This window comes from Pseudomonas sp. LBUM1651 (assembly GCF_059716135.1).
On the sequence record NZ_CP166805.1, the window covers coordinates 4,059,799 to 4,077,705 of the forward strand.

The window sequence follows — 17,907 nt, forward strand, 5'->3', positions numbered from 1 at the left end:
CGCCCTTCGCGGGCAAGCCTCGCTCCTACAGGGTTTCGCGATCCCTTGTAGGAGCGAGGCTTGCCCGCGAAGGCGTCTGATCAATCACCGCCAATACTGGCCAATGCCACCCGCAACCGCGCCGCACTCGCCCGCGGACAATTCAACTGCACCCGCTCCAACCCCAACCAATCCGCCATCCGCCGTAAATTCACCGCCAACGCCAGCATCCCCTCCTCGTCCAGCCCCGGTTCTTCCTCATGCACGGCATGCACCGCGAGCCGCCCCAACGCCCGTTCCGCCCGCAAATCCACCCGCGCGGCAATCCGTTCGTTGTGTAAAAACGGCAGCACGTAATACCCGTAGATGCGTTTGTCCGGCGGCGTGTAGATCTCCAACCGATAGCGAAAATCGAACAAGCGCTCGGTACGGCTGCGTTCCCAGACCAGCGAATCAAACGGTGAAAGCAAGGCACTGGCCTCGACCTTGCGCGGCACTTTTGGCTCCGGCAGACAAAACGCCGGTTGCCGCCAACCCTGAACCTCGCAAGTCTGCAACTCGCCTGCCTCCACCAGTTCCGCCAGACGCGGACGCGCATCGCCGGGGCTCAAGCGAAAGTAGTCGCGCAGGTCCTTCTCCGTCGCCACCCCCAAAGCATTCGCGGCATGCAGCAGCAGCCCGCGCTGGGCCTCGTCTTCCGAGAGCAACGGCTGCTGCAGAATCGCTGAGGGAATAACCCGCTCCGGCAAATCATAAAGCCGCTCGAATCCGCGCCGTCCGGCCACGGTCACCTCACCGGCGGCGAACAGCCACTCCAGCGCATGCTTTTCCGCGCTCCAGTCCCACCACGGCCCTGCCCGCTCCTGGCGGGTCGACAGACTCCCGGCACCCAGCGCGCCGAGCTCCTGAACCGAGGCCAGCACGCGGCGAATGGTGTCCTGCTGCTCACGCCCGAAACACGCCAGTTGCTGATAGATGTCTTCGCCACGGCTCGCACGCCGCATGCGCCAGCGCATCAACGGATACATCGACAGGGGCAGCAACGAGGCTTCATGGCCCCAGTATTCGAACAACGTGCGTCGACGGCCCGAACTCCAGGCAGCCTGGTCGAGCAAATCGGATGAGTAGTTGCCGAGACGGGAAAACAAGGGAAGGTAGTGCGAACGCACCAACGCATTGACCGAATCGATCTGCAGAATGCCCAGCCGTTCGATCAGCCGATTGAGCTGAACCGCTTTGATCGCCGCCGGCGGCTGGCGCCCATTGAACCCTTGGGCGGCCAGCGCCAGGCGTCGAGCCTGCTTGATGGAAAAGGACAGCGTTGCGGGCATGAGCATCTCCTTGTCTGCTCGCAACCTACCTCACCGGGAGACGGTTTGTGTAGTTGTGGGTTACTCATTTGTGCATCGGGTCATTCCAGAATGGTTTGACCGACTCGAACTCCACATCCGCACGGCTCATGCCGATGTCCTTCAGTGCTTCGTCGCTCAGACTCGCCAACAGCTCGCGCTCCCGGTGAAGTTCGTACCAGCGACTGAATTTATGCAGCAGATCGGATACCAGGTGGACCGAGTGTTTTTCTACGGCTGGATACTCATGTTGACCTTTCATCTTGTTGCCCTCCGTTTAGGTGGTTCCAGTCTCGCCCCAGGACTAAGATCAATCCAACGAATGTTTCTGATGTCACATATCTCGGAGATTGATGAATGTCAGCCTTCCCAAGTATCGACACCGAAGTGCTGCGCACCTTTGTCGCCATCGCCGACCAGGGTGGTTTTACCCGCGCCGGTGAGCTGGTGAATCGCACGCAGTCCGCCGTAAGCATGCAAATGAAGCGGCTGGAAGAGGATGTGTTGCAGCGTCAACTGTTCCAGCGTGACGGACGGCAGGTACGCCTGACGGCTGAGGGCCAGGTGCTGCTGGGTTATGCCCGACGTATCCTCAAGCTGCACAGCGAAGTGTTCAACACGTTGCGCGAGCCGCACATGGTCGGCATGGTCCGCATCGGCACACCAGACGATTATGTGATGCGTTTTCTGCCAGGGATTCTGCGTCGGTTTGCCCAGTCGTATCCGCTGGTCCAGATCGAGGTGCACTGCGAATCATCAAAACAATTGCTGATACGTCAGGACCTGGATCTGACGATCGTTACCCGAGAACCGGGCAACGAGATCGGCCAGTTGTTGCGCAAGGAGCGTTTTGTCTGGGCTGAAGCGCAATGTTTCAGTGCCCATGAGCAAACGCCGCTGCCGCTGGCGATGTTCAACAGCGATTGTTTCTGCCGCCTGTGGGCCTGCAATGCCCTCGATGCCATGGGCCGCGATTATCGCGTGGCCTATAACAGCGACAGCCTGTCGGCGATCATGGCGGTGGTCAGCGCCGGCCTGGCGGTGACCGCGCAACTGGAAAGCCTGGTCACCCCGGACATGCGCATTCTCGGTGAAGCCGAAGACCTGCCGATCTTGCCGGAGGCGAGCATCATGCTGCTGCGCAACCTGCACAATCCGTCACCGATCACCGAATGCCTGGCCGAACATATCGTCGAAGGGTTCAAACTTTAAAGGCGAGCATCGCCGCGCACAGCACCAGGAAGCCACAGAACAGCCCGCGCAGCAGCCGCTCCGGCATGGCGTGGGCGATCTTCACGCCCCAGCTGATGCTCATCAGACCGCCGACGGCCAAAGGCACACCGATCATCCAGTCCACTTGATGATGCGCGGCATAAGTCACCAGCGTGACGCCCGTGCTGGGTAACGCCAGCGCCAGCGACAAGCCTTGGGCCACCACTTGGCTGGTGCCGAACAGGCTGGTCAGCACCGGCGTTGCCACCACCGCCCCGCCCACGCCGAACAATCCGCCCATGGTCCCGGAAGCCGCGCCGAGTACGCCCAGCCATGGCCATGAGTAATTCATCTGCGAAGTAGCCGACGCGTTGGCGTAGAACATTCGCATCAGATTGTAGGCCGACAGCGCGATCAGGAACGCGACAAATCCTGCGCGCATGGTTTGCGCATCAATGCCCACCGCCCAGATCGAGCCGATCCACGCAAAGCAAAAACCCATCGACGCCAGCGGCAGCGCGTGACGCAATTCGATTTTATTGCGCTGGTGATAGCGCCACAGCGCCAGCATCACGTTCGGCACCACCATGACCAGCGCAGTGCCTTGGGCGATCTGCTGATCGAGACCAAACAACACCCCCAGCAACGGAATGGCGATCAGCCCGCCGCCAATGCCAAACAAACCGCCCAGGGTTCCCAGCGCGGCGCCGAATACCAGATACATCAAAAACTCAATCACGGCCGATTTCCTATCATCTCAGGCGATCCATCCTACGCAGTCGGCGCTGGCGGGGAAACGCACAGCAACGCACAATGGCTGTGCCAACTTCGCACAAGCACTGATGACACCATGAACCCCAATCAATTGACCGACCAACTGGCTCTGTTCCTCGATGTACTGGAAACCGGCAGTTTCTCCGCCGCCTCCCGCCGTCATCCGATGACACCGTCGGCTGTGGCGCGGCGCATCGACAGCCTGGAAAACGCCGTCGGCAGCCAGTTGTTTATCCGCAGTACCCATGCAGTGCGTGCGACGCCCGCCGGGTTGGCGTTCGCCGAACGTGCGCGGCGGATTGTGGCGGAACTGCAACTGGCGCGGGCCGAAGCGGTGTCCCTGAGCAGCGCGCCGGAAGGCCTGATCCGGATCGACGCGCCCGCCGCGTTCGGCCGGCGGCATCTGGCGCCGGTGATCGCTGATTTTCTGATGCTCTACCCCGGCCTCGACGTGCAATTGCACCTGATCGACAGTTTTGTCGACATGCAGGGTTTGAACCTGGGCAAGGTTGATCTGGTGCTGCGTGCCGGGCAAATGGCCGATACCCGCCTGGTGGCCACGCCGCTGGCGAGCATGGTGCGCATTGCCTGCGCCAGCCCCGACTATCTGAAGCGTCGCGGCGTACCGACCGACCCGGCGCAGTTGATTGAACACGACGGCCTCGACTGGGATGGCCTCGCCCCGCCCTTCGCCTGGCGTTTCGAGCGGGATGGGCAAATGTACCTGCACCGTCCGTCGCGCATCCGCATGAGCGCCAACAATGCCGAAGCGCTGGTCTGCGGCGCGCTGGCCGGGCTGGGTGTCGCGCATCTGCCGACCTGGCTGGCCAGCGAATATTTGTTGCGTGGCGAGTTGCTGCCTCTGTTTTGCGAGAGCGGCCTGCCACCACCGGAAACCACCGGCATCTATGCCTTGCGCCTGGAGCAACAACCCAATTCCCGCAGTCGTTTGTTGCTGGAATACCTGAAAACCCGCTTCAGTCCGATTCCGCCTTGGGACCTGGCACTGCAAACCAACCTGGACCGGCACTAGTCCAGAATTGTCTGGCGCATTAAAGATTCGCCCGCTAGATTTATGACGATCACTGATCAAGGCTTCGAAATGAACACCGAGCGCAACATCTCCGATAACTGCGACGCCCTGCTGCTGGATAATCAGGCCTGCTTCGCCCTGCACTCCACCTCGCTGCTGATGACCAAGGTCTACAAGCCACTGCTGCAAGCGCTGGGCCTGACCTATCCGCAATACCTGGCGATGATGGTGTTGTGGGAACAGGACGGTTTGACCGTAGGCGAAATCAGCACGCGCCTGCTGACCGATCCTGGCTCACTGACGCCACTGCTCAAACGCCTGGAAGCCGAAGGCTTGCTCAGCCGCACCCGCAGCCGCGAAGACGAACGAGTGGTGATTGTCGAACTCACCGAACAGGGTCGCACCTTGCGGGAAAAGGCTCGCGGAGTTCCCCAGTGCATCCTCGGCGCCAGCGGGATGACGCTGGAGAGACTGCAGAAATTGCAGGCGGAGCTGCAAGTGCTGCGTAGTAATCTGCAAGACAGCCTCTAATCTTCCAGACACCGTAGATCCCTTGTAGGAGCAAGCTTGCTCGCGATCGCGGTGTGTCATTCAGCGATGATGGGGCTGAGACGACGCCATCGCGAGCAAGCTTGCTCCTACAAGACTTCGGTGTTCCTGCTGCCAGTGCTCGACTTCACCCTCTTCTGAAAAAAATCTTCGCCGGAAAACCTGCTTCGACAGCTCTGGATCGACTGTTTCGCTACCACTCCCTCCACACTCCTCTCTCCTTTTCGCGATTTTTTCAAAATTTATCTTGCGCACTAAATATTAGCGCGATACATTTACTTCGCACTTACTTAGCGCGCAAACATTTAGCGCAAAACACCCAGACCCGAACGAGGCTTACATCATGCAAACTCTCTACACCGCAATCGCAACCTCCACTGGCGGCCGTGACGGTCGTGCGGTTTCCAGCGACAACATCCTCGACGTCAAACTCGCCACCCCGAAAGAACTCGGTGGTGCTGGCGGCGCTGCCACCAACCCTGAACAACTGTTCGCCGCCGGTTACTCGGCCTGCTTCATCGGCGCGCTGAAATTCGTCGCCAGCCAGACCAAACGCAGCATCCCGACCGACGCATCGATCACCGCCCATGTCGGCATCGGTCAGATTCCTGGTGGTTTCGGTCTGGACATCGACCTGCACGTCAGCCTGCCAGGTCTTGAACAAGCCGATGCGCAATCCCTGGTCGACGCTGCCCACCAGGTCTGCCCGTACTCCAACGCCACCCGTGGCAACGTCGATGTGCGCCTGCACGTTACCGTCTAACTGCTGACTCCAAGACCGAACAGGAAACGAACATGAACACTTTCAGCAAAGTCTTGACCGGTACCCTTCTCGCCCTGTCCATCCACAGTGCATTCGCGGGCGACGGGGTTGAGCACAACACCCAGGCGTTCCTCGATGTGCTGAATGCCGGCACCGGCAAACCGATGGAACAGCTTTCACCGAAAGATGCCCGGGCCATTTTGGTCGGCGCGCAAGCCGGGGTGAAATTGACGCTGCCAAAAGCGGATGTCAGCCAGAAGACCATTCAAGTCGACGGCCAACCGATCAGCCTGACCATCGTCCGGCCGGCCGGGGTCAAAGGCGAGCTGCCGGTGTTCATGTTCTTTCACGGCGGCGGCTGGGTGCTGGGGGATTTCCCGACCCACGAACGCCTGGTTCGGGATCTGGTCACGGGTTCGGGTGCGGCGGCGGTGTTCGTCAATTACACCCCGTCGCCGGAAGCGCATTACCCGGTGGCAATCAACCAGGCTTACGCCGCGACCAAGTGGGTGGCTGAGCACGGTAAAGAAATCAACGTCGACGGCAAGCGTCTGGCCGTGGCCGGTAACAGCGTCGGCGGCAACATGGCGGCCGTGGTTGCACTGATGGCCAAAGACAAAGGCACCCCGGCAATCAAGTTCCAGGTGCTGCTGTGGCCGGTGACGGACGCAAACTTTGAAACGGCGTCTTACAACCAGTTTGCCGAGGGGCACTTCCTTACCAAAAACATGATGAAGTGGTTCTGGGACAACTACACCACCGACGCCAACCAACGTAACGAGATCTACGCTTCGCCACTGCGGGCGACCACTGCCCAACTCAAAGGCTTGCCACCTGCGCTGGTGCAGACGGCCGGCGCCGATGTGCTGCGCGATGAAGGTGAGGCCTACGCCCGCAAACTCGACGAGGCCGGTGTGCCGGTGACGGCGGTTCGCTACAACGGCATGATTCACGACTACGGTTTGCTGAATGTGGTGAGCCAGGTGCCAGCGGTGCGTTCGGCGATGTTGCAAGCGTCCGAAGAGCTCAAGCAACACCTGAAGAAATAACACTTCCACCCTGTAGGAGCCCGGCTTGCCGGCGATAGCGATCTCGAGGACGCCATCGCCGGCAAGCCGGGCTCCTACAAGGTCCGCGCAATGTTCCAGTCAGCGAATGCCTGCTGCATTTCTGCCAGGCACAAAAAAGCCCGACTCAATGGTCGGGCTTTTTCATTCCTGAAGCGGTGCTTATTTGGCACGGCCTTTGTAGGAACCGCCTTCGCGGGTATCGATCTCGATCATGTCGCCGATTTCGATGAAGTCAGCAACCGACAGTTCGGTACCGTTCTTCAGTTTGGCAGGCTTCATCACCTTGCCGGAAGTGTCGCCGCGAGCGGAACCTTCGGTGTAGTCAACCTGACGCACGATAGTGGTCGGCAGTTCTACGGAAACCAGACGCTCTTCGAAGAAGATCGCTTCGCAAACATCGGTCATGCCTTCTTCAACGAAAGGCAGAACGGCTTCGATGTCTTCAGCGTTCAGTTCGTACATGGTGTAGTCGGTGGTGTCCATGAACGTGTAGGTGTCGCCGCTGATGAAGGACAGGGTCGCTTCTTTGCGGTCGAGGATTACGTCGTCCAGTTTGTCGTCGGCGCTGTAAACGATCTCGGTCTTGTAGCCGGTCAGCAGGTTTTTCAGCTTGGTCTTCATGATCGCGCTGTTACGACCAGATTTGGTGAATTCAGCTTTCTGAACCAGCCAAGGATCGTTTTCGAGACGGATCACGGTACCGGGTTTCAGTTCTTTACCAGTTTTCATTGCGAATATCCGAATTTGGATGGGATTTACAAAAATCTAGGCCGCGCATCATATCCAATTTAGGTAAAACTGTACCAGCGCCGCGGCAAGATCTGCCTGCAAGGCTTGTTCCAGACACCACGCTTCGGCATGTTTTTGCAGTTCCGGCCAGTGTTTACGAGTCGTCAGCCAGTGACCGGACATATCATGCCCGGCATTCCACGCACGCCAAAGACCGCTGATCGCCTCGCGGGCAGGCGCAGACAGGCCTTTTGTGTACAGCGTCAGGAAGGCTTCGAGCTTGTCCAGGTGAATGTCTTCGTCCTGCCGATAGATGTGCCAGAGCAGTGGCCGGCCCGCCCACTGGGCGCGGACAAACGAATCTTCGCCGCGCACGGCGTTGAAATCGCAGCACCAGAGCAGGTGATCGTATTGCTCCTGTCGGACGAACGGCAGCACTTGCACGGTCAAGGCCTCGCGCACATGCACGGCACCCGCCGCCAATCCGTCGACACCGAGCCACCGCTCGACATCACCCAGAATCCGGCCTTCGGGCACCAACAGATGGGTGGGCGCCGAATCGGCGGCCATCACCTCCAGCCAACTTGCCAGGCCGGTATTCTCATAGGCAAACAGCGAGATCAGCTGCGCACCTTGTGCGCGATCAATCCCTAACCCTTGCAGGAATTTTCGCTGAGCCTCGGGGCTCTGCTGAAATTGCCGGCGCCGCTCGAGCAATCCGCTTTCACGCAGCAAGCCACCGGTGCCCTTCTGGAAACCCGGAAAGAAAAAGTACTTCTGCACGCTTTTGTATTTCACCGACGGCAAACCATGGCAGCCGATGACCCAGTCTTCGGCACTCAGGTAATCAAGGTTCATCCACAGTGGCGGCTTTTCCCGAGCGGCCATGGCGTCCATGTAGATGCTCGGCAGTTGGCAGGCGAATGCGGCGATCACTACATCGGCGGCGTCGGTGGGTAACCAGTCGGCGGGCCATTGCCGGACTTCGACACCGTCCTGCCATTGTTGCGCGACATGGATGTCGATCTGCGGACAGAGTCGCTCGAAGGCCCGCAAGTCGTCGACCCACAAACGCACCTCCAGCGAATGCTCGGTGACCAGTTGTCGGGCCAGGCGCCAGGTCACGCCGATATCGCCAAAGTTGTCGACCACGGCGCAAAAAATATCCCAGCGGGTTTTCATTTGAGACATTTCAGGCATTCCAGGCTCCCGTTGGCAAAGGCGCCGATTGTCCGCATAAATTACTCCGTGCAGAAGAGCCGACGGCGATTAATCTTCATGCGACAATCGCCACTCGCCCGCGACCACCCGCCAGGAGGCAGTCATGCCCTACCGCCCCAACCCGCGCCGCCCCTTGCCGATTCAGCTCAACGCCCTGCAACTGACCGGCAGCATTGCCCTCGGCTTGTGGCTGGGATTCCTCGCCATCGCGCTGACCTGCTGGCTCGCTTCCCGACTGTTGTTCAGCGAGCAATTGGCGCCGGTCGCGCAAGCGATAGAGCAACTGGCGAAACCACCCGTGGTCGCGCAACCAGTGCCGGATATTCCGCCGCAGAGCCCGCTGTTCGATCAATACGAAGAGAACCTGCGCAAGAACGAGCAGCAGCAACGACTGGATCAGGCGCGCAGCACCAGCCGCAATCTGGCCAATCCGAAATGCCAGTTCTGGCTGCAACAGGACCAGACCGCGCCAAGCGAAAAGAGCCGCGCCAACGTCCTGCAATTCTGCGATTGATCATGAATAAACAGACTGTCCACCAACTGATTCTCGACAAGCTGCGTGTCGACCTCGACATCGCCGAACGTGCCGCGCAAACCGCGTACGAAACGGCGACCCACGAAGAAAACATCGCCGAAAACAAGTACGACACACTGGGACTGGAGGCGTCATACCTGGCGGCCGGGCAGGCGAAACGGGTCGAGGAAATCAGGCAATCGCTGGCGCTGTGCCAGAACCTGACGCTGCGGCCTTACGACGATCAGCGCGGCATCGATGTCGGCGCCCTGCTGGGTCTGGAAGACGAAAAGGGTCGTGAACAATGGCTGTTTCTGGCCCCCGACGCAGCGGGCTTGAAGGTCGATCTGGTGGGGCAATGGATTACCGTCATCACCCCTCGCTCACCGCTGGGCAAAAGCCTGCTGGGCAAGTTCGAAGGGGATGAGGTGGAGATTCTGGTGGCGGGCGCTCGGCAACAGTTTTCTGTCACCGAGGTGATCTGAAACCGGAGATTAATGAACGGGCAGTTCGACGCCGTCGAACAGCTCTTCCAGTTCCTGCTTGTTGTGGCACTGAATGGCTTTGGCCATGACTTCGCGGGTCAGGTGCGGGGCGAACTTCTCGATGAAGTCGCACATGAAGCCACGCAGGAAGGTGCCACGACGGAAACCGATTTTGGTGATGCTGGATTCGAACAATTCGCTGGCGTCGAGCACCACCAGGTCATTGTCGAGTTTGGTATCGACCGCCATTTTCGCCACGATGCCCACACCCAGACCCAATCGCACGTAGGTCTTGATCACGTCGGCGTCGGCCGCGGTGAACACCACTTTCGGCGTCAGGCCGCGATGGCTGAACGCTTCGTCGAGTTTCGAACGGCCGGTGAAACCGAACACGTACGTCACGATCGGGTATTCGGCCAGCGCTTCAAGGGTCAACTGCGACAGCTTGGTCAGCGGATGGCCCTGAGGCACGACCACGCAGCGGTTCCAGCGGTAGCACGGCATCATTACCAGGTCACCGAACAGCTCAAGGGCTTCGGTGGCGATGGCGAAATCGACGGTGCCGTCAGCGGCCATTTCGGCGATCTGCATCGGCGAACCCTGGTGCATGTGCAGCGCAACGTCCGGGTATTGCTTGATGAAATTGCTGATCACCGGCGGCAATGCATAACGTGCCTGGGTGTGCGTGGTGGCGATCGACAGGGTGCCTTTCTTCTCGTTGGAGAATTCCTGGGCGATCTGCTTGATGCTTTCAACCTTGCGCAGGATCTCACCGGCGGTGGTGATGATGCGCTCGCCGGCCGGGGTGACGCGGGTCAGGTGCTTGCCGCTGCGAGCAAAAACCTCGACGCCCAATTCGTCTTCCAGCAGACGGATCTGCTTGCTGATACCTGGTTGCGAGGTGTAAAGGCTTTGGGCTGTAGCGGAAACGTTGAGGTCGTGGTGCGCCACTTCCCAGATGTAGCGCAGTTGTTGAAGCTTCATATGAATCCCTCAAAGCAGGTAGACGCCACGGGCATCAGCGACGGTATATAACTATATTAATGGTTTGAAGAATAAATCTAGAACTTTTTTATCAAAACGCCACTATTTGTGTTCTGTGTCCTGCCTCGTGAATACGTTTCTCTTTTGACGAATGGCTGTTGCTGCCAGGCAAGGCGCCGCGACGAGTCATAGCCCGCTATGGCGAGGAGCGGCAACGCAGCATGGCAGAAACAGACGCCGTCAAAAGAGGAACAGTATTTGCGAGGCAGGACACTAGCGGTCTCCCTGGCGACGGCGTTCCACCAGCGGCACCAGATAGACCGGGACCCGAGCCAACTGCAACACCCGCGCTGCGGTCCTGCCCAAAGGCGTTTCCGCGCCAGCACCATGGCTATGACTACCTACGATCAACAAATCCACGGAGAGTTTCTGCGCCTGGTCGAGAATCACCTGCGACGGATCGCCCTGAAGCACCCGCACCGCTTGTATCCTTTCCAGGTCCTGCTCCCCTTCATCCCCCAGTTCTTCACGAAAGCTGTCGAGCACGCGCTGCTCGATACTGGCGATCACCGTGTTCAAGCCCTGACTGTGAAATTCGTTCAGCGCCTGCTCATCGAGGTAACTCTGCAGCACTGATTCGGCAAACAGCCCCATGGGTTCCACGGCGTGCACCACATACAAGTCGGCATTGAATGTTCGAGCCAGCGCCAGGGCATGCTGCATCACCAAAGGGGCGTACAGGCCGAGGTCAGTGGCATAGAGCATCGAACGAATCATATGACCTCCTCGAGTGCCAACATGGCGGAGATTGATTCAGCTTAGCAGTGCCTTGGCGAGTACGACGGCCCGCGTAACGCGTTGAACGGCGGGCTTAAACCTTTTGCTCGTTGCTTATGCCATGGGGTACATGGCCGGTAGCGACCACCTCGCGGGCCAACTCGCAATGGCCGGCCTGATCGTCGAAAAACACGTCGGCGGCAAAGGCTTCGAGGAAAGCGGATTTGGTCAGGCCGCCGAGGAACAACGACTCATCCAGGCGAATGTCCCACTCGCGCAACGTGCGGATCACCCGCTCATGGGCGGGCGCCGAACGGGCGGTGACCAGCGCGGTGCGGATCGGACAGGCGTCCTCCGGAAATTCGCGCTGCAACAGATTGAGCGCCGCGAGAAAGCCTTTGAACGGCCCACCGCGCAGTGGCTCGCGGGCGCTTTCGCGTTCGCTGGCCTGAAACGCTTCCAGGCCGCCCGCCTGATAAACACGCTCCGACTCGTCGGAAAACAGCACCGCGTCACCGTCGAAGGCAATCCGCAATTCATCGCTCGCAGCACGGCTGGCGCCGCCCGACAGAATGGTCGCTGCAGCGAAACCGGCATCCAGCGCACTGCGCACGTCTTCGGCGTGGGTCGACAGAAACAGGTCGCAACCAAAAGCCTTGAGATACGGGTACGGACTGCGCCCACCGACAAACGCCGCACGGGAGATCGCCAGCCCGTAATGGTGAATCGAGTTGAACACCCGCAGCCCGGTGTCGGCGCTGTTACGCGACACCAGGATCACCTCGACCCTGGCGCGGCCGAGGCTGGTATTGAGGCTGAGGAGTTTTTCCACCAGCGGGAAGGCATCACCGGGTTCGAGGATTTCGTCTTCGTGTTCGATCTGATATTGCCGATAGGCCTCGACGCCGCTCGACAGGTAAACCTTGTGGCTTTCGCTCAGGTCGAACAGCGCGCGCGAAGAAATCGCCAGCACCAGTTTGTCGTCAATCGTCTTTGCCATGCCCTTCCCCCTCGGGTTGATCGACTCAGGTGTTCCGTCGATCGATAAAACTCAAACTGCGATACAACGCTTCGATTCGCGGCAATTCGCAACCGGCGGCCTTGGCTGCCGCCAGTGGCCGGGCGTAAATCGCCGCCAGTTCCAGCGGTCGCTTGTGCAGAAAATCGTGGTACATGCTCGGCCAGTAGTCCGGCATTTTCTCGGTCATCATGAACAGATAGTCGGCGTAACCGGCCGGCATGTCGTGACCGCAGGCCTTGGCGCCCTGAACCACTTCGGCCATCAAGGCCTTGATCAGTTCCCGGCTGTCGGCATCGGCCATCAACGGTGTGGTGCCTGCACCGAGCAGAACCGACAGGCCGTTGTAAGGGATATTCCAGACCAGTTTCTGCCAGCGTGCCTGGTGCAGGTTCGGCATGGCCTGGGAGTCGATGCCGGCGCTGCGGAACAACCCGGCGCCTTCCTCGACAATCGCCATGCGCACCTGTTCATCGGCGGCGGGGCCACTGTGGTAGCCGACGTTCACCGCGCCAAGGGCCTGATGAGTGATCGCACCCGGGCCGGTGCGATGGACGCAGATCAGGCAAAGCCCGCCGAGCAGGTGCAGGGAATCCGGGAGCAAGGCTCGCAGACTGTCTTCGACATCCAGGCCGTTTTGCAGCAACAGCACCTTGGCGTTCGGTGCCGCCGCTTGAATGATCGCCGGCGCCAGACCGGCATTGCTGGTGGTCTTCGCGCCCACCAGCAACCAGTCGCAGGGCGGCATGTCTTCGGCCGACGAATAGGCCTGAACCGGATTCAACGTCAGCGCACCATGCACCGCGCTGTCGAGTTGCAACCCGCGCTCGGCCACCGCTGAAAATTCGCTGCGCAACAGAAAATGCACGTCGAAACCGGCACGCGCCAGCATCAACCCGTAGAAACCACCGATCGCACCGGTTCCGATAATACCGATGGTCGGCCTGGCAACTGCACCCGTCATGGCAACTCCTCTGCTGTTCTGGTCAGCGCCTGACCCACGGCCGCATTGAGCTCGGTGCTGGTCAGGCGCGATTCAAGTGCTCCGAAAAACTCACCGTCGCGCACCACAAACAGCGCCGGCAAATGAAAGACCTGATAACGCTCGACCACCCCGCCATTGTCCCCGGCATCGATCCAGCACAAGCGGTCGACCTGCAGATCGAGCCTCGGCAATTGCTCACGGGCAAAACGGCAGCTGGCGCAGCCGACGCTGGTGAATATAACCAGCGACACCCCGCTCATCGCCAGCAACCGTTGGTCGGCGTCGAAATCGGTCAGTTCCGATTCGACCACTATACTGGGGGAAACAATGTCAGATGGCCGACACATGGAGTCCGTGCTCATGGGACGTTTTATTCCTCATCCTGACGATGTACCCGTCGAATTAACGTTGCTCAAACCTGAGTGTATTTCACGACAACAGCTGCACACTATCAGCCTCGGGGGCATGGCTTGCAATTACCACCGCGCCTGGCGCCACGGTACGGCGCTGGAAGTTCGCATACCGACCTTGAACCCCGATTTGCGTTTTCTGGGCTATGTAGCCTGGTGCCTGCGACGCAAACACGGTTATCTGGTGGGCATTGCCTTTGTCGACGAGCAGATGATGTTCAGTGCCCGAATGGGCGAACAGGTGTGCCAGATCGAACGTTATTGTCGCCAGCATGACGCCCACGACGACCTGCAGGAAACCCAGGCGCTGGCCCTCGAATGGGTCCAGCAACACGCCGACGAGTTCTCCCACGACACGGTTCGCAGGGCATTTGCACAGGCGGTGCTGGATTAAGGGACGTTATCAATTCGTTGCGAATGCCCCTTAAACCGCTGTCTGCCCATTGTCGAGCCACGGTGTAACGCGCTAAGGTTCCGCTCCCCGACGCGCTTAATTTGCTGTGCTCCGCCGCGCGGGTTCGCTGGCGGCCGGCACCCGTGACCTGACGAGTAAACGATGGCTGATTTACCGATCAACGACCTAAACGTCGCCTCCAACGAGACGCTGATCACTCCCGACCAGCTCAAGCGTGATATTCCTCTGAGCGACGCTGCCCTGCGCACCGTCACCAAGGGTCGCGAAGTCATTCGCAACATCCTGGATGGCACCGACCACCGCCTGTTTGTCGTCATCGGGCCGTGCTCGATCCACGACATCAAGGCTGCCCACGAATACGCCGAGCGCCTGAAGGTACTGGCTGCGGAAGTGTCCGATACCTTGTATCTGGTCATGCGCGTGTATTTCGAGAAGCCACGCACCACCGTCGGCTGGAAAGGCTTGATCAACGACCCGTACCTGGACGACTCCTTCAAGATTCAGGACGGTCTGCACATCGGTCGTCAGCTGTTGCTGGACCTGGCCGAGATGGGCCTGCCAACCGCTACCGAAGCCCTCGACCCGATCTCCCCGCAGTATCTGCAGGACCTGATCAGCTGGTCGGCCATCGGCGCGCGCACCACTGAATCCCAGACTCACCGTGAAATGGCCTCCGGCCTGTCTTCGGCCGTCGGCTTCAAGAACGGCACCGACGGCGGCCTGACGGTGGCGATCAACGCCCTGCAATCGGTTTCCAGCCCGCATCGTTTCCTGGGGATCAACCAGGAAGGCGGCGTGTCGATCGTCACCACCAAGGGCAATGCCTACGGTCACGTCGTATTGCGCGGCGGCAACGGCAAGCCGAACTACGATTCGGTCAGCGTCGCACTGTGCGAGCAGGCGCTGAACAAGGCGAAGATCAAGCCGAACATCATGGTCGATTGCAGCCACGCCAACTCCAACAAGGACCCGGCACTGCAACCGCTGGTAATGGAGAACGTCGCCAACCAGATCCTCGAAGGCAACCAGTCGATCATCGGCCTGATGGTCGAAAGTCACCTGAACTGGGGCTGCCAGGCCATCCCGAAAGACCTCGCCGACCTGCAATACGGCGTGTCGATCACCGATGCCTGCATCGACTGGTCCGCTACCGAAAACACCTTGCGCAGCATGCATGCCAAGCTCAAGGACGTGCTGCCGAAACGCGCTCGCACCTGATCCCTTTTCAGCGCACAAAAAAAACGCCGGGCTATAAACCCGGCGTTTTTTTATGCATTCGTTTTACTGGCTCAGCTTGGCCGCATGCCGCTGGTGACGTTCCATGTAGCGCTCCACGTAGGAACACGAAGGAATGACGGTGTAGCCCATCTCCTCGGCGTATTCCAGCGCCTTCTCGGTCAAGGCTGCCGCAATGCCGCGACCACGCAAGGCATTGGGCACGAATGTGCGATAGATATCCAGGGTCTGTTTCCCGAGATCCATATAGGTCAGGTAGGCACGATGACCGTCCACATTGGTCTCGAACTGATGACCAGCCTGGTCATGGTGGATGGACAACGCCTCACTCATCACTACTCCTCGCGGGTCTTTGATTCTGACCCCTACCTTACCGATGTTTTTCCGGCGAAGGAACATCTACGCCACCCCGTGCCTGAATGGACACCGAGAAGAACTGCACCGATCTCGCGCAACCGAGCACGTATCAAATAGTAGGCACCATTGGCAGAAAATGCTCAAGGTACGCTCGTCATCATGCAAGGTTGGGCAGGTGCTGCTCCGGGGTTACGCAGGGGCGGCTCGACCGAAGATCCCGGGTGGTCGATCGCCTGAACATTGCCGGATGTTGAGACTTAAGACGAGCGCCCTTCTTTTAAGTCACCTCAACTAGGAGAAAGATATGAGAGGTGCACCGCAAATCCCGAACAAAAGTGTAGACGAATCCATGTAGACAGACTTTAGCCAAGACCGCGAAAACACTCGCGGCCGTCGGGAACTTTTTCGTGCCAACTCGCTCAGCGCGGGCCTTGCAGCTGGATATTTTTTAATCAAATGCAAGTAAAAGTTGCTCGAAAAAGAATCAACGCCTACAATTTTTTTTGCTTCTTGCTTTACGTCAGTTTACTTACGACAAGTAATGGGTAGTATGTACGCCGGCTATTTCCTCACTCTGAGGAGACAGCTACTTAATAGAAAGTCCTTGAAGGGGAACACGATGAACAACGTTCTGAAATTCTCTGCTCTGGCTCTGGCCGCAGTTCTGGCTACCGGTTGCAGCAGCGTATCGAAAGAAACCGAAGCACGTCTGACCGCTACTGAAGACGCAGCTGCTCGCTCCCAGGCTCGTGCAGACGAAGCTTACCGTAAAGCTGATGAAGCTCTGGCTGCTGCTCAAAAAGCACAACAGACTGCTGACGAAGCTAACGAGCGTGCTCTGCGCATGCTGGACAAAGCTAGCCGCAAGTAATAATCCTTCGGGATTGTTATCAAGCCGACCCATTTTTTGGGTCGGCTTTTTTATTGCCCGCTATTTCGTACAGGCAATAAAAAACCCGCCGACGCGGTCAGCATCGGCGGGTTCCTTTCAAGCATTACTGCAACGGGTCGATCGGCGCACTCGTCACCATCGGCGCCGAGGAATTCGGCACTCCGATTTCCACCGGCAGACCATCTTCGGCGGCAACCACGTCGCGGACCACATCCCAGTTCATGCGCAGGTTGTTGGTGATGTCCTCACGCTTGAGCATCGCGTTGATCACCGCGGTGTGTTTGTCGACCACAGAAGGGTTGCCCTTGTCGTCCAGCGGCGTGTGCGCTTCCAGATACACCTTGCCGCCACTGACACCGAACTTGTACGGGTCGCTGATAATGCGCACCGACGTGCCTACCGGCACCATGCCCGCCATCTCCAGCACATTGTTGTTGAACATGCGGAAGCAACCGTGGCTGGTGCGCATGCCAATGCCGAACTTCTTGTTCGAGCCGTGGATCAGGTAACCCGGCGTGCCCAGGTTGAATTTGAACGGCCCCAGCGGGTTGTCCGGGCCGGCCGGCACGACGTTTGGCAACGGATCACCGTCTGCAAGGTGCTCGGCCTTGATCGAGGCTGGAGGCGTCCAGGTCGGGTTCGGCGTCTTGGCCGTGATGGTGGTGTGAGCGATCGGTGAACCCCAACCCTCGCGACCGATGCCCAGCGGGAAGGTGTAAACCACATTCCGGCCTTTCGGATAGTAATAGAGACGGTATTCGGCCAGGTTGATGACGATACCTTCACGTGGTCCTGGCGGCAGGATGAAGCGCGTCGGCAGCACGATTTCGGTACCGGCGCCCGGCAGCCATGCATCGACGCCAGGGTTGGCCGCGACCATTTCCGAGTAACCCAGATCGTAAGTGGTGCCAAGGTCGGCGAAGGTGTCTTCGTATTTGGCCTTGATGACCTGAACCTGGCCGATGATGTCTTCACCGGGCGGTGGCAGGGGCAACTCCAATGCTGCTACGGGGCCTGCCACACAAAGGGCGGCAAGAGACAGGCAGCGGGTGACGGCAGGAAAGCGCGGCAACATCCGGAAAATCCTTCGCATGGTCAGGGGTAAGAACGGGATTGTACACCGACGTCCGTAAATTCGGGGAGTTGGCCGATAGC

At 59.2% G+C, this 17,907-nt stretch carries 22 protein-coding genes; 10 read left to right on the top strand and 12 right to left on the bottom strand.

Going from position 1 to position 17,907, the window contains the following annotated elements:
* Positions 1-80: 80 nt before the first annotated feature.
* The gene (locus ACA066_RS19045; RefSeq protein WP_497696184.1) at positions 81-1,310 is read right to left on the bottom strand and encodes a winged helix-turn-helix domain-containing protein; all 1,230 of its coding nucleotides are present in this window, start codon (positions 1,308-1,310) and stop codon (positions 81-83) included.
* A 64-nt stretch (positions 1,311-1,374) separates the two neighbouring features.
* A complete protein-coding gene (locus ACA066_RS19050; RefSeq protein ID WP_157709631.1) occupies positions 1,375-1,590 on the bottom strand; it encodes a DUF1127 domain-containing protein in 216 nt (71 codons plus the stop codon).
* Positions 1,591-1,685: 95 nt separating this feature from the next.
* Here ACA066_RS19050 and ACA066_RS19055 point away from each other — a divergent pair, with 95 nt between their 5' ends.
* Positions 1,686-2,540 (top strand): LysR substrate-binding domain-containing protein, encoded by an 855-nt coding sequence (locus ACA066_RS19055; RefSeq protein ID WP_497696185.1) that lies wholly within the window; start codon positions 1,686-1,688, stop codon positions 2,538-2,540.
* Here ACA066_RS19055 and ACA066_RS19060 read toward each other — a convergent pair.
* The gene (locus ACA066_RS19060) at positions 2,530-3,264 is read right to left on the bottom strand and encodes a sulfite exporter TauE/SafE family protein (RefSeq protein WP_497699917.1); all 735 of its coding nucleotides are present in this window, start codon (positions 3,262-3,264) and stop codon (positions 2,530-2,532) included. The two genes, ACA066_RS19055 and ACA066_RS19060, sit on opposite strands and share 11 nt — an antisense overlap.
* 126 nt (positions 3,265-3,390) lie before the next feature.
* Here ACA066_RS19060 and ACA066_RS19065 point away from each other — a divergent pair, with 126 nt between their 5' ends.
* From ACA066_RS19065 to ACA066_RS19080, 4 genes are all read left to right on the top strand, one after another.
* Positions 3,391-4,347, top strand: coding sequence for a LysR family transcriptional regulator (locus ACA066_RS19065; RefSeq protein WP_497696186.1), 957 nt, complete (start codon positions 3,391-3,393; stop codon positions 4,345-4,347).
* A 69-nt stretch (positions 4,348-4,416) separates the two neighbouring features.
* Positions 4,417-4,878 carry a MarR family winged helix-turn-helix transcriptional regulator gene (locus ACA066_RS19070; RefSeq protein ID WP_497699918.1) on the top strand — a complete coding sequence of 154 codons (462 nt, stop codon included), beginning with the start codon at positions 4,417-4,419 and terminating at the stop codon, positions 4,876-4,878.
* A gap of 361 nt (positions 4,879-5,239) precedes the next feature.
* Positions 5,240-5,659: an organic hydroperoxide resistance protein gene (locus tag ACA066_RS19075; RefSeq protein ID WP_497696187.1), complete on the top strand. Its 420-nt coding sequence runs from the start codon at positions 5,240-5,242 to the stop codon at positions 5,657-5,659.
* A 32-nt stretch (positions 5,660-5,691) separates the two neighbouring features.
* On the top strand, positions 5,692-6,708 hold the full coding sequence (locus ACA066_RS19080) for an alpha/beta hydrolase (protein WP_497696188.1): 1,017 nt from the start codon (positions 5,692-5,694) through the stop codon (positions 6,706-6,708).
* Between the two features lie 180 nt (positions 6,709-6,888).
* Here ACA066_RS19080 and ACA066_RS19085 read toward each other — a convergent pair whose 3' ends face one another.
* Positions 6,889-7,458 carry an elongation factor P gene (locus ACA066_RS19085; protein ID WP_007943632.1) on the bottom strand — a complete coding sequence of 190 codons (570 nt, stop codon included), beginning with the start codon at positions 7,456-7,458 and terminating at the stop codon, positions 6,889-6,891.
* A gap of 48 nt (positions 7,459-7,506) precedes the next feature.
* Positions 7,507-8,649 carry an elongation factor P maturation arginine rhamnosyltransferase EarP gene (gene earP / locus ACA066_RS19090; protein ID WP_497699919.1) on the bottom strand — a complete coding sequence of 381 codons (1,143 nt, stop codon included), beginning with the start codon at positions 8,647-8,649 and terminating at the stop codon, positions 7,507-7,509.
* Positions 8,650-8,782: 133 nt separating this feature from the next.
* Here earP and ACA066_RS19095 point away from each other — a divergent pair, with 133 nt between their 5' ends.
* Both ACA066_RS19095 and ACA066_RS19100 read left to right on the top strand, forming a co-directional pair.
* Positions 8,783-9,193, top strand: coding sequence for a hypothetical protein (locus ACA066_RS19095; RefSeq protein WP_497696189.1), 411 nt, complete (start codon positions 8,783-8,785; stop codon positions 9,191-9,193).
* 2 nt (positions 9,194-9,195) lie between these two features.
* Positions 9,196-9,678 carry a GreA/GreB family elongation factor gene (locus ACA066_RS19100; protein ID WP_497696190.1) on the top strand — a complete coding sequence of 161 codons (483 nt, stop codon included), beginning with the start codon at positions 9,196-9,198 and terminating at the stop codon, positions 9,676-9,678.
* A gap of 9 nt (positions 9,679-9,687) precedes the next feature.
* Here ACA066_RS19100 and cysB read toward each other — a convergent pair whose 3' ends face one another.
* The 5 genes from cysB to ACA066_RS19125 form a co-directional block, all read right to left on the bottom strand.
* Entirely contained in the window at positions 9,688-10,662 is a 975-nt protein-coding gene (gene cysB, locus ACA066_RS19105) for an HTH-type transcriptional regulator CysB (protein WP_497696191.1), read from the bottom strand.
* Positions 10,663-10,935: 273 nt separating this feature from the next.
* The gene (locus ACA066_RS19110; RefSeq protein ID WP_214377315.1) at positions 10,936-11,439 is read right to left on the bottom strand and encodes a universal stress protein; all 504 of its coding nucleotides are present in this window, start codon (positions 11,437-11,439) and stop codon (positions 10,936-10,938) included.
* Between the two features lie 94 nt (positions 11,440-11,533).
* A complete protein-coding gene (locus tag ACA066_RS19115; RefSeq protein ID WP_497696192.1) occupies positions 11,534-12,439 on the bottom strand; it encodes a 5'-nucleotidase in 906 nt (301 codons plus the stop codon).
* A 25-nt stretch (positions 12,440-12,464) separates the two neighbouring features.
* Entirely contained in the window at positions 12,465-13,421 is a 957-nt protein-coding gene (locus tag ACA066_RS19120) for a putative 2-dehydropantoate 2-reductase (protein ID WP_497696193.1), read from the bottom strand.
* Entirely contained in the window at positions 13,418-13,804 is a 387-nt protein-coding gene (locus tag ACA066_RS19125; RefSeq protein WP_497696194.1) for a thioredoxin family protein, read from the bottom strand. Before ACA066_RS19125 ends, ACA066_RS19120 begins: the two co-directional genes overlap by 4 nt.
* Here ACA066_RS19125 and ACA066_RS19130 point away from each other — a divergent pair.
* Both ACA066_RS19130 and ACA066_RS19135 read left to right on the top strand, forming a co-directional pair.
* The gene (locus ACA066_RS19130) at positions 13,803-14,246 is read left to right on the top strand and encodes a PilZ domain-containing protein (protein WP_497696195.1); all 444 of its coding nucleotides are present in this window, start codon (positions 13,803-13,805) and stop codon (positions 14,244-14,246) included. The genes ACA066_RS19125 and ACA066_RS19130 overlap by 2 nt on opposite strands.
* A gap of 162 nt (positions 14,247-14,408) precedes the next feature.
* Positions 14,409-15,485, top strand: a complete 1,077-nt coding sequence (locus ACA066_RS19135) for a 3-deoxy-7-phosphoheptulonate synthase (RefSeq protein ID WP_017339811.1) — start codon at positions 14,409-14,411, stop codon at positions 15,483-15,485.
* 63 nt (positions 15,486-15,548) lie between these two features.
* Here ACA066_RS19135 and ACA066_RS19140 read toward each other — a convergent pair whose 3' ends face one another.
* A complete protein-coding gene (locus ACA066_RS19140) occupies positions 15,549-15,836 on the bottom strand; it encodes a GNAT family N-acetyltransferase (protein WP_008057026.1) in 288 nt (95 codons plus the stop codon).
* A 643-nt stretch (positions 15,837-16,479) separates the two neighbouring features.
* Here ACA066_RS19140 and oprI point away from each other — a divergent pair.
* The gene (gene oprI, locus ACA066_RS19145; RefSeq protein ID WP_002553018.1) at positions 16,480-16,731 is read left to right on the top strand and encodes an outer membrane lipoprotei OprI; all 252 of its coding nucleotides are present in this window, start codon (positions 16,480-16,482) and stop codon (positions 16,729-16,731) included.
* 124 nt (positions 16,732-16,855) lie between these two features.
* Here oprI and ACA066_RS19150 read toward each other — a convergent pair whose 3' ends face one another.
* Positions 16,856-17,827: a L,D-transpeptidase family protein gene (locus tag ACA066_RS19150; protein WP_497696196.1), complete on the bottom strand. Its 972-nt coding sequence runs from the start codon at positions 17,825-17,827 to the stop codon at positions 16,856-16,858.
* Positions 17,828-17,907 lie beyond the last annotated feature (80 nt).

Excerpts from the sequence above, each read along its gene's own strand:
- ACA066_RS19045 (WP_497696184.1), bottom strand. The coding sequence starts at position 1,310 with ATGCCCGCAACGCTGTCCTTTTCCATCAAGCAGGCTCGACGCCTGGCG.
- ACA066_RS19050 (WP_157709631.1), bottom strand. The coding sequence starts at position 1,590 with ATGAAAGGTCAACATGAGTATCCAGCCGTAGAAAAACACTCGGTCCAC.
- ACA066_RS19055 (WP_497696185.1), top strand. The coding sequence starts at position 1,686 with ATGTCAGCCTTCCCAAGTATCGACACCGAAGTGCTGCGCACCTTTGTC.
- ACA066_RS19060 (WP_497699917.1), bottom strand. The coding sequence starts at position 3,264 with ATGTATCTGGTATTCGGCGCCGCGCTGGGAACCCTGGGCGGTTTGTTT.
- ACA066_RS19065 (WP_497696186.1), top strand. The coding sequence starts at position 3,391 with ATGAACCCCAATCAATTGACCGACCAACTGGCTCTGTTCCTCGATGTA.
- ACA066_RS19070 (WP_497699918.1), top strand. The coding sequence starts at position 4,417 with ATGAACACCGAGCGCAACATCTCCGATAACTGCGACGCCCTGCTGCTG.
- ACA066_RS19075 (WP_497696187.1), top strand. The coding sequence starts at position 5,240 with ATGCAAACTCTCTACACCGCAATCGCAACCTCCACTGGCGGCCGTGAC.
- ACA066_RS19080 (WP_497696188.1), top strand. The coding sequence starts at position 5,692 with ATGAACACTTTCAGCAAAGTCTTGACCGGTACCCTTCTCGCCCTGTCC.
- ACA066_RS19085 (WP_007943632.1), bottom strand. The coding sequence starts at position 7,458 with ATGAAAACTGGTAAAGAACTGAAACCCGGTACCGTGATCCGTCTCGAA.
- earP (WP_497699919.1), bottom strand. The coding sequence starts at position 8,649 with ATGTCTCAAATGAAAACCCGCTGGGATATTTTTTGCGCCGTGGTCGAC.
- ACA066_RS19095 (WP_497696189.1), top strand. The coding sequence starts at position 8,783 with ATGCCCTACCGCCCCAACCCGCGCCGCCCCTTGCCGATTCAGCTCAAC.
- ACA066_RS19100 (WP_497696190.1), top strand. The coding sequence starts at position 9,196 with ATGAATAAACAGACTGTCCACCAACTGATTCTCGACAAGCTGCGTGTC.
- cysB (WP_497696191.1), bottom strand. The coding sequence starts at position 10,662 with ATGAAGCTTCAACAACTGCGCTACATCTGGGAAGTGGCGCACCACGAC.
- ACA066_RS19110 (WP_214377315.1), bottom strand. The coding sequence starts at position 11,439 with ATGATTCGTTCGATGCTCTATGCCACTGACCTCGGCCTGTACGCCCCT.
- ACA066_RS19115 (WP_497696192.1), bottom strand. The coding sequence starts at position 12,439 with ATGGCAAAGACGATTGACGACAAACTGGTGCTGGCGATTTCTTCGCGC.
- ACA066_RS19120 (WP_497696193.1), bottom strand. The coding sequence starts at position 13,421 with ATGACGGGTGCAGTTGCCAGGCCGACCATCGGTATTATCGGAACCGGT.
- ACA066_RS19130 (WP_497696195.1), top strand. The coding sequence starts at position 13,803 with ATGGGACGTTTTATTCCTCATCCTGACGATGTACCCGTCGAATTAACG.
- ACA066_RS19125 (WP_497696194.1), bottom strand. The coding sequence starts at position 13,804 with ATGAGCACGGACTCCATGTGTCGGCCATCTGACATTGTTTCCCCCAGT.
- ACA066_RS19135 (WP_017339811.1), top strand. The coding sequence starts at position 14,409 with ATGGCTGATTTACCGATCAACGACCTAAACGTCGCCTCCAACGAGACG.
- ACA066_RS19140 (WP_008057026.1), bottom strand. The coding sequence starts at position 15,836 with ATGAGTGAGGCGTTGTCCATCCACCATGACCAGGCTGGTCATCAGTTC.
- oprI (WP_002553018.1), top strand. The coding sequence starts at position 16,480 with ATGAACAACGTTCTGAAATTCTCTGCTCTGGCTCTGGCCGCAGTTCTG.
- ACA066_RS19150 (WP_497696196.1), bottom strand. The coding sequence starts at position 17,827 with ATGTTGCCGCGCTTTCCTGCCGTCACCCGCTGCCTGTCTCTTGCCGCC.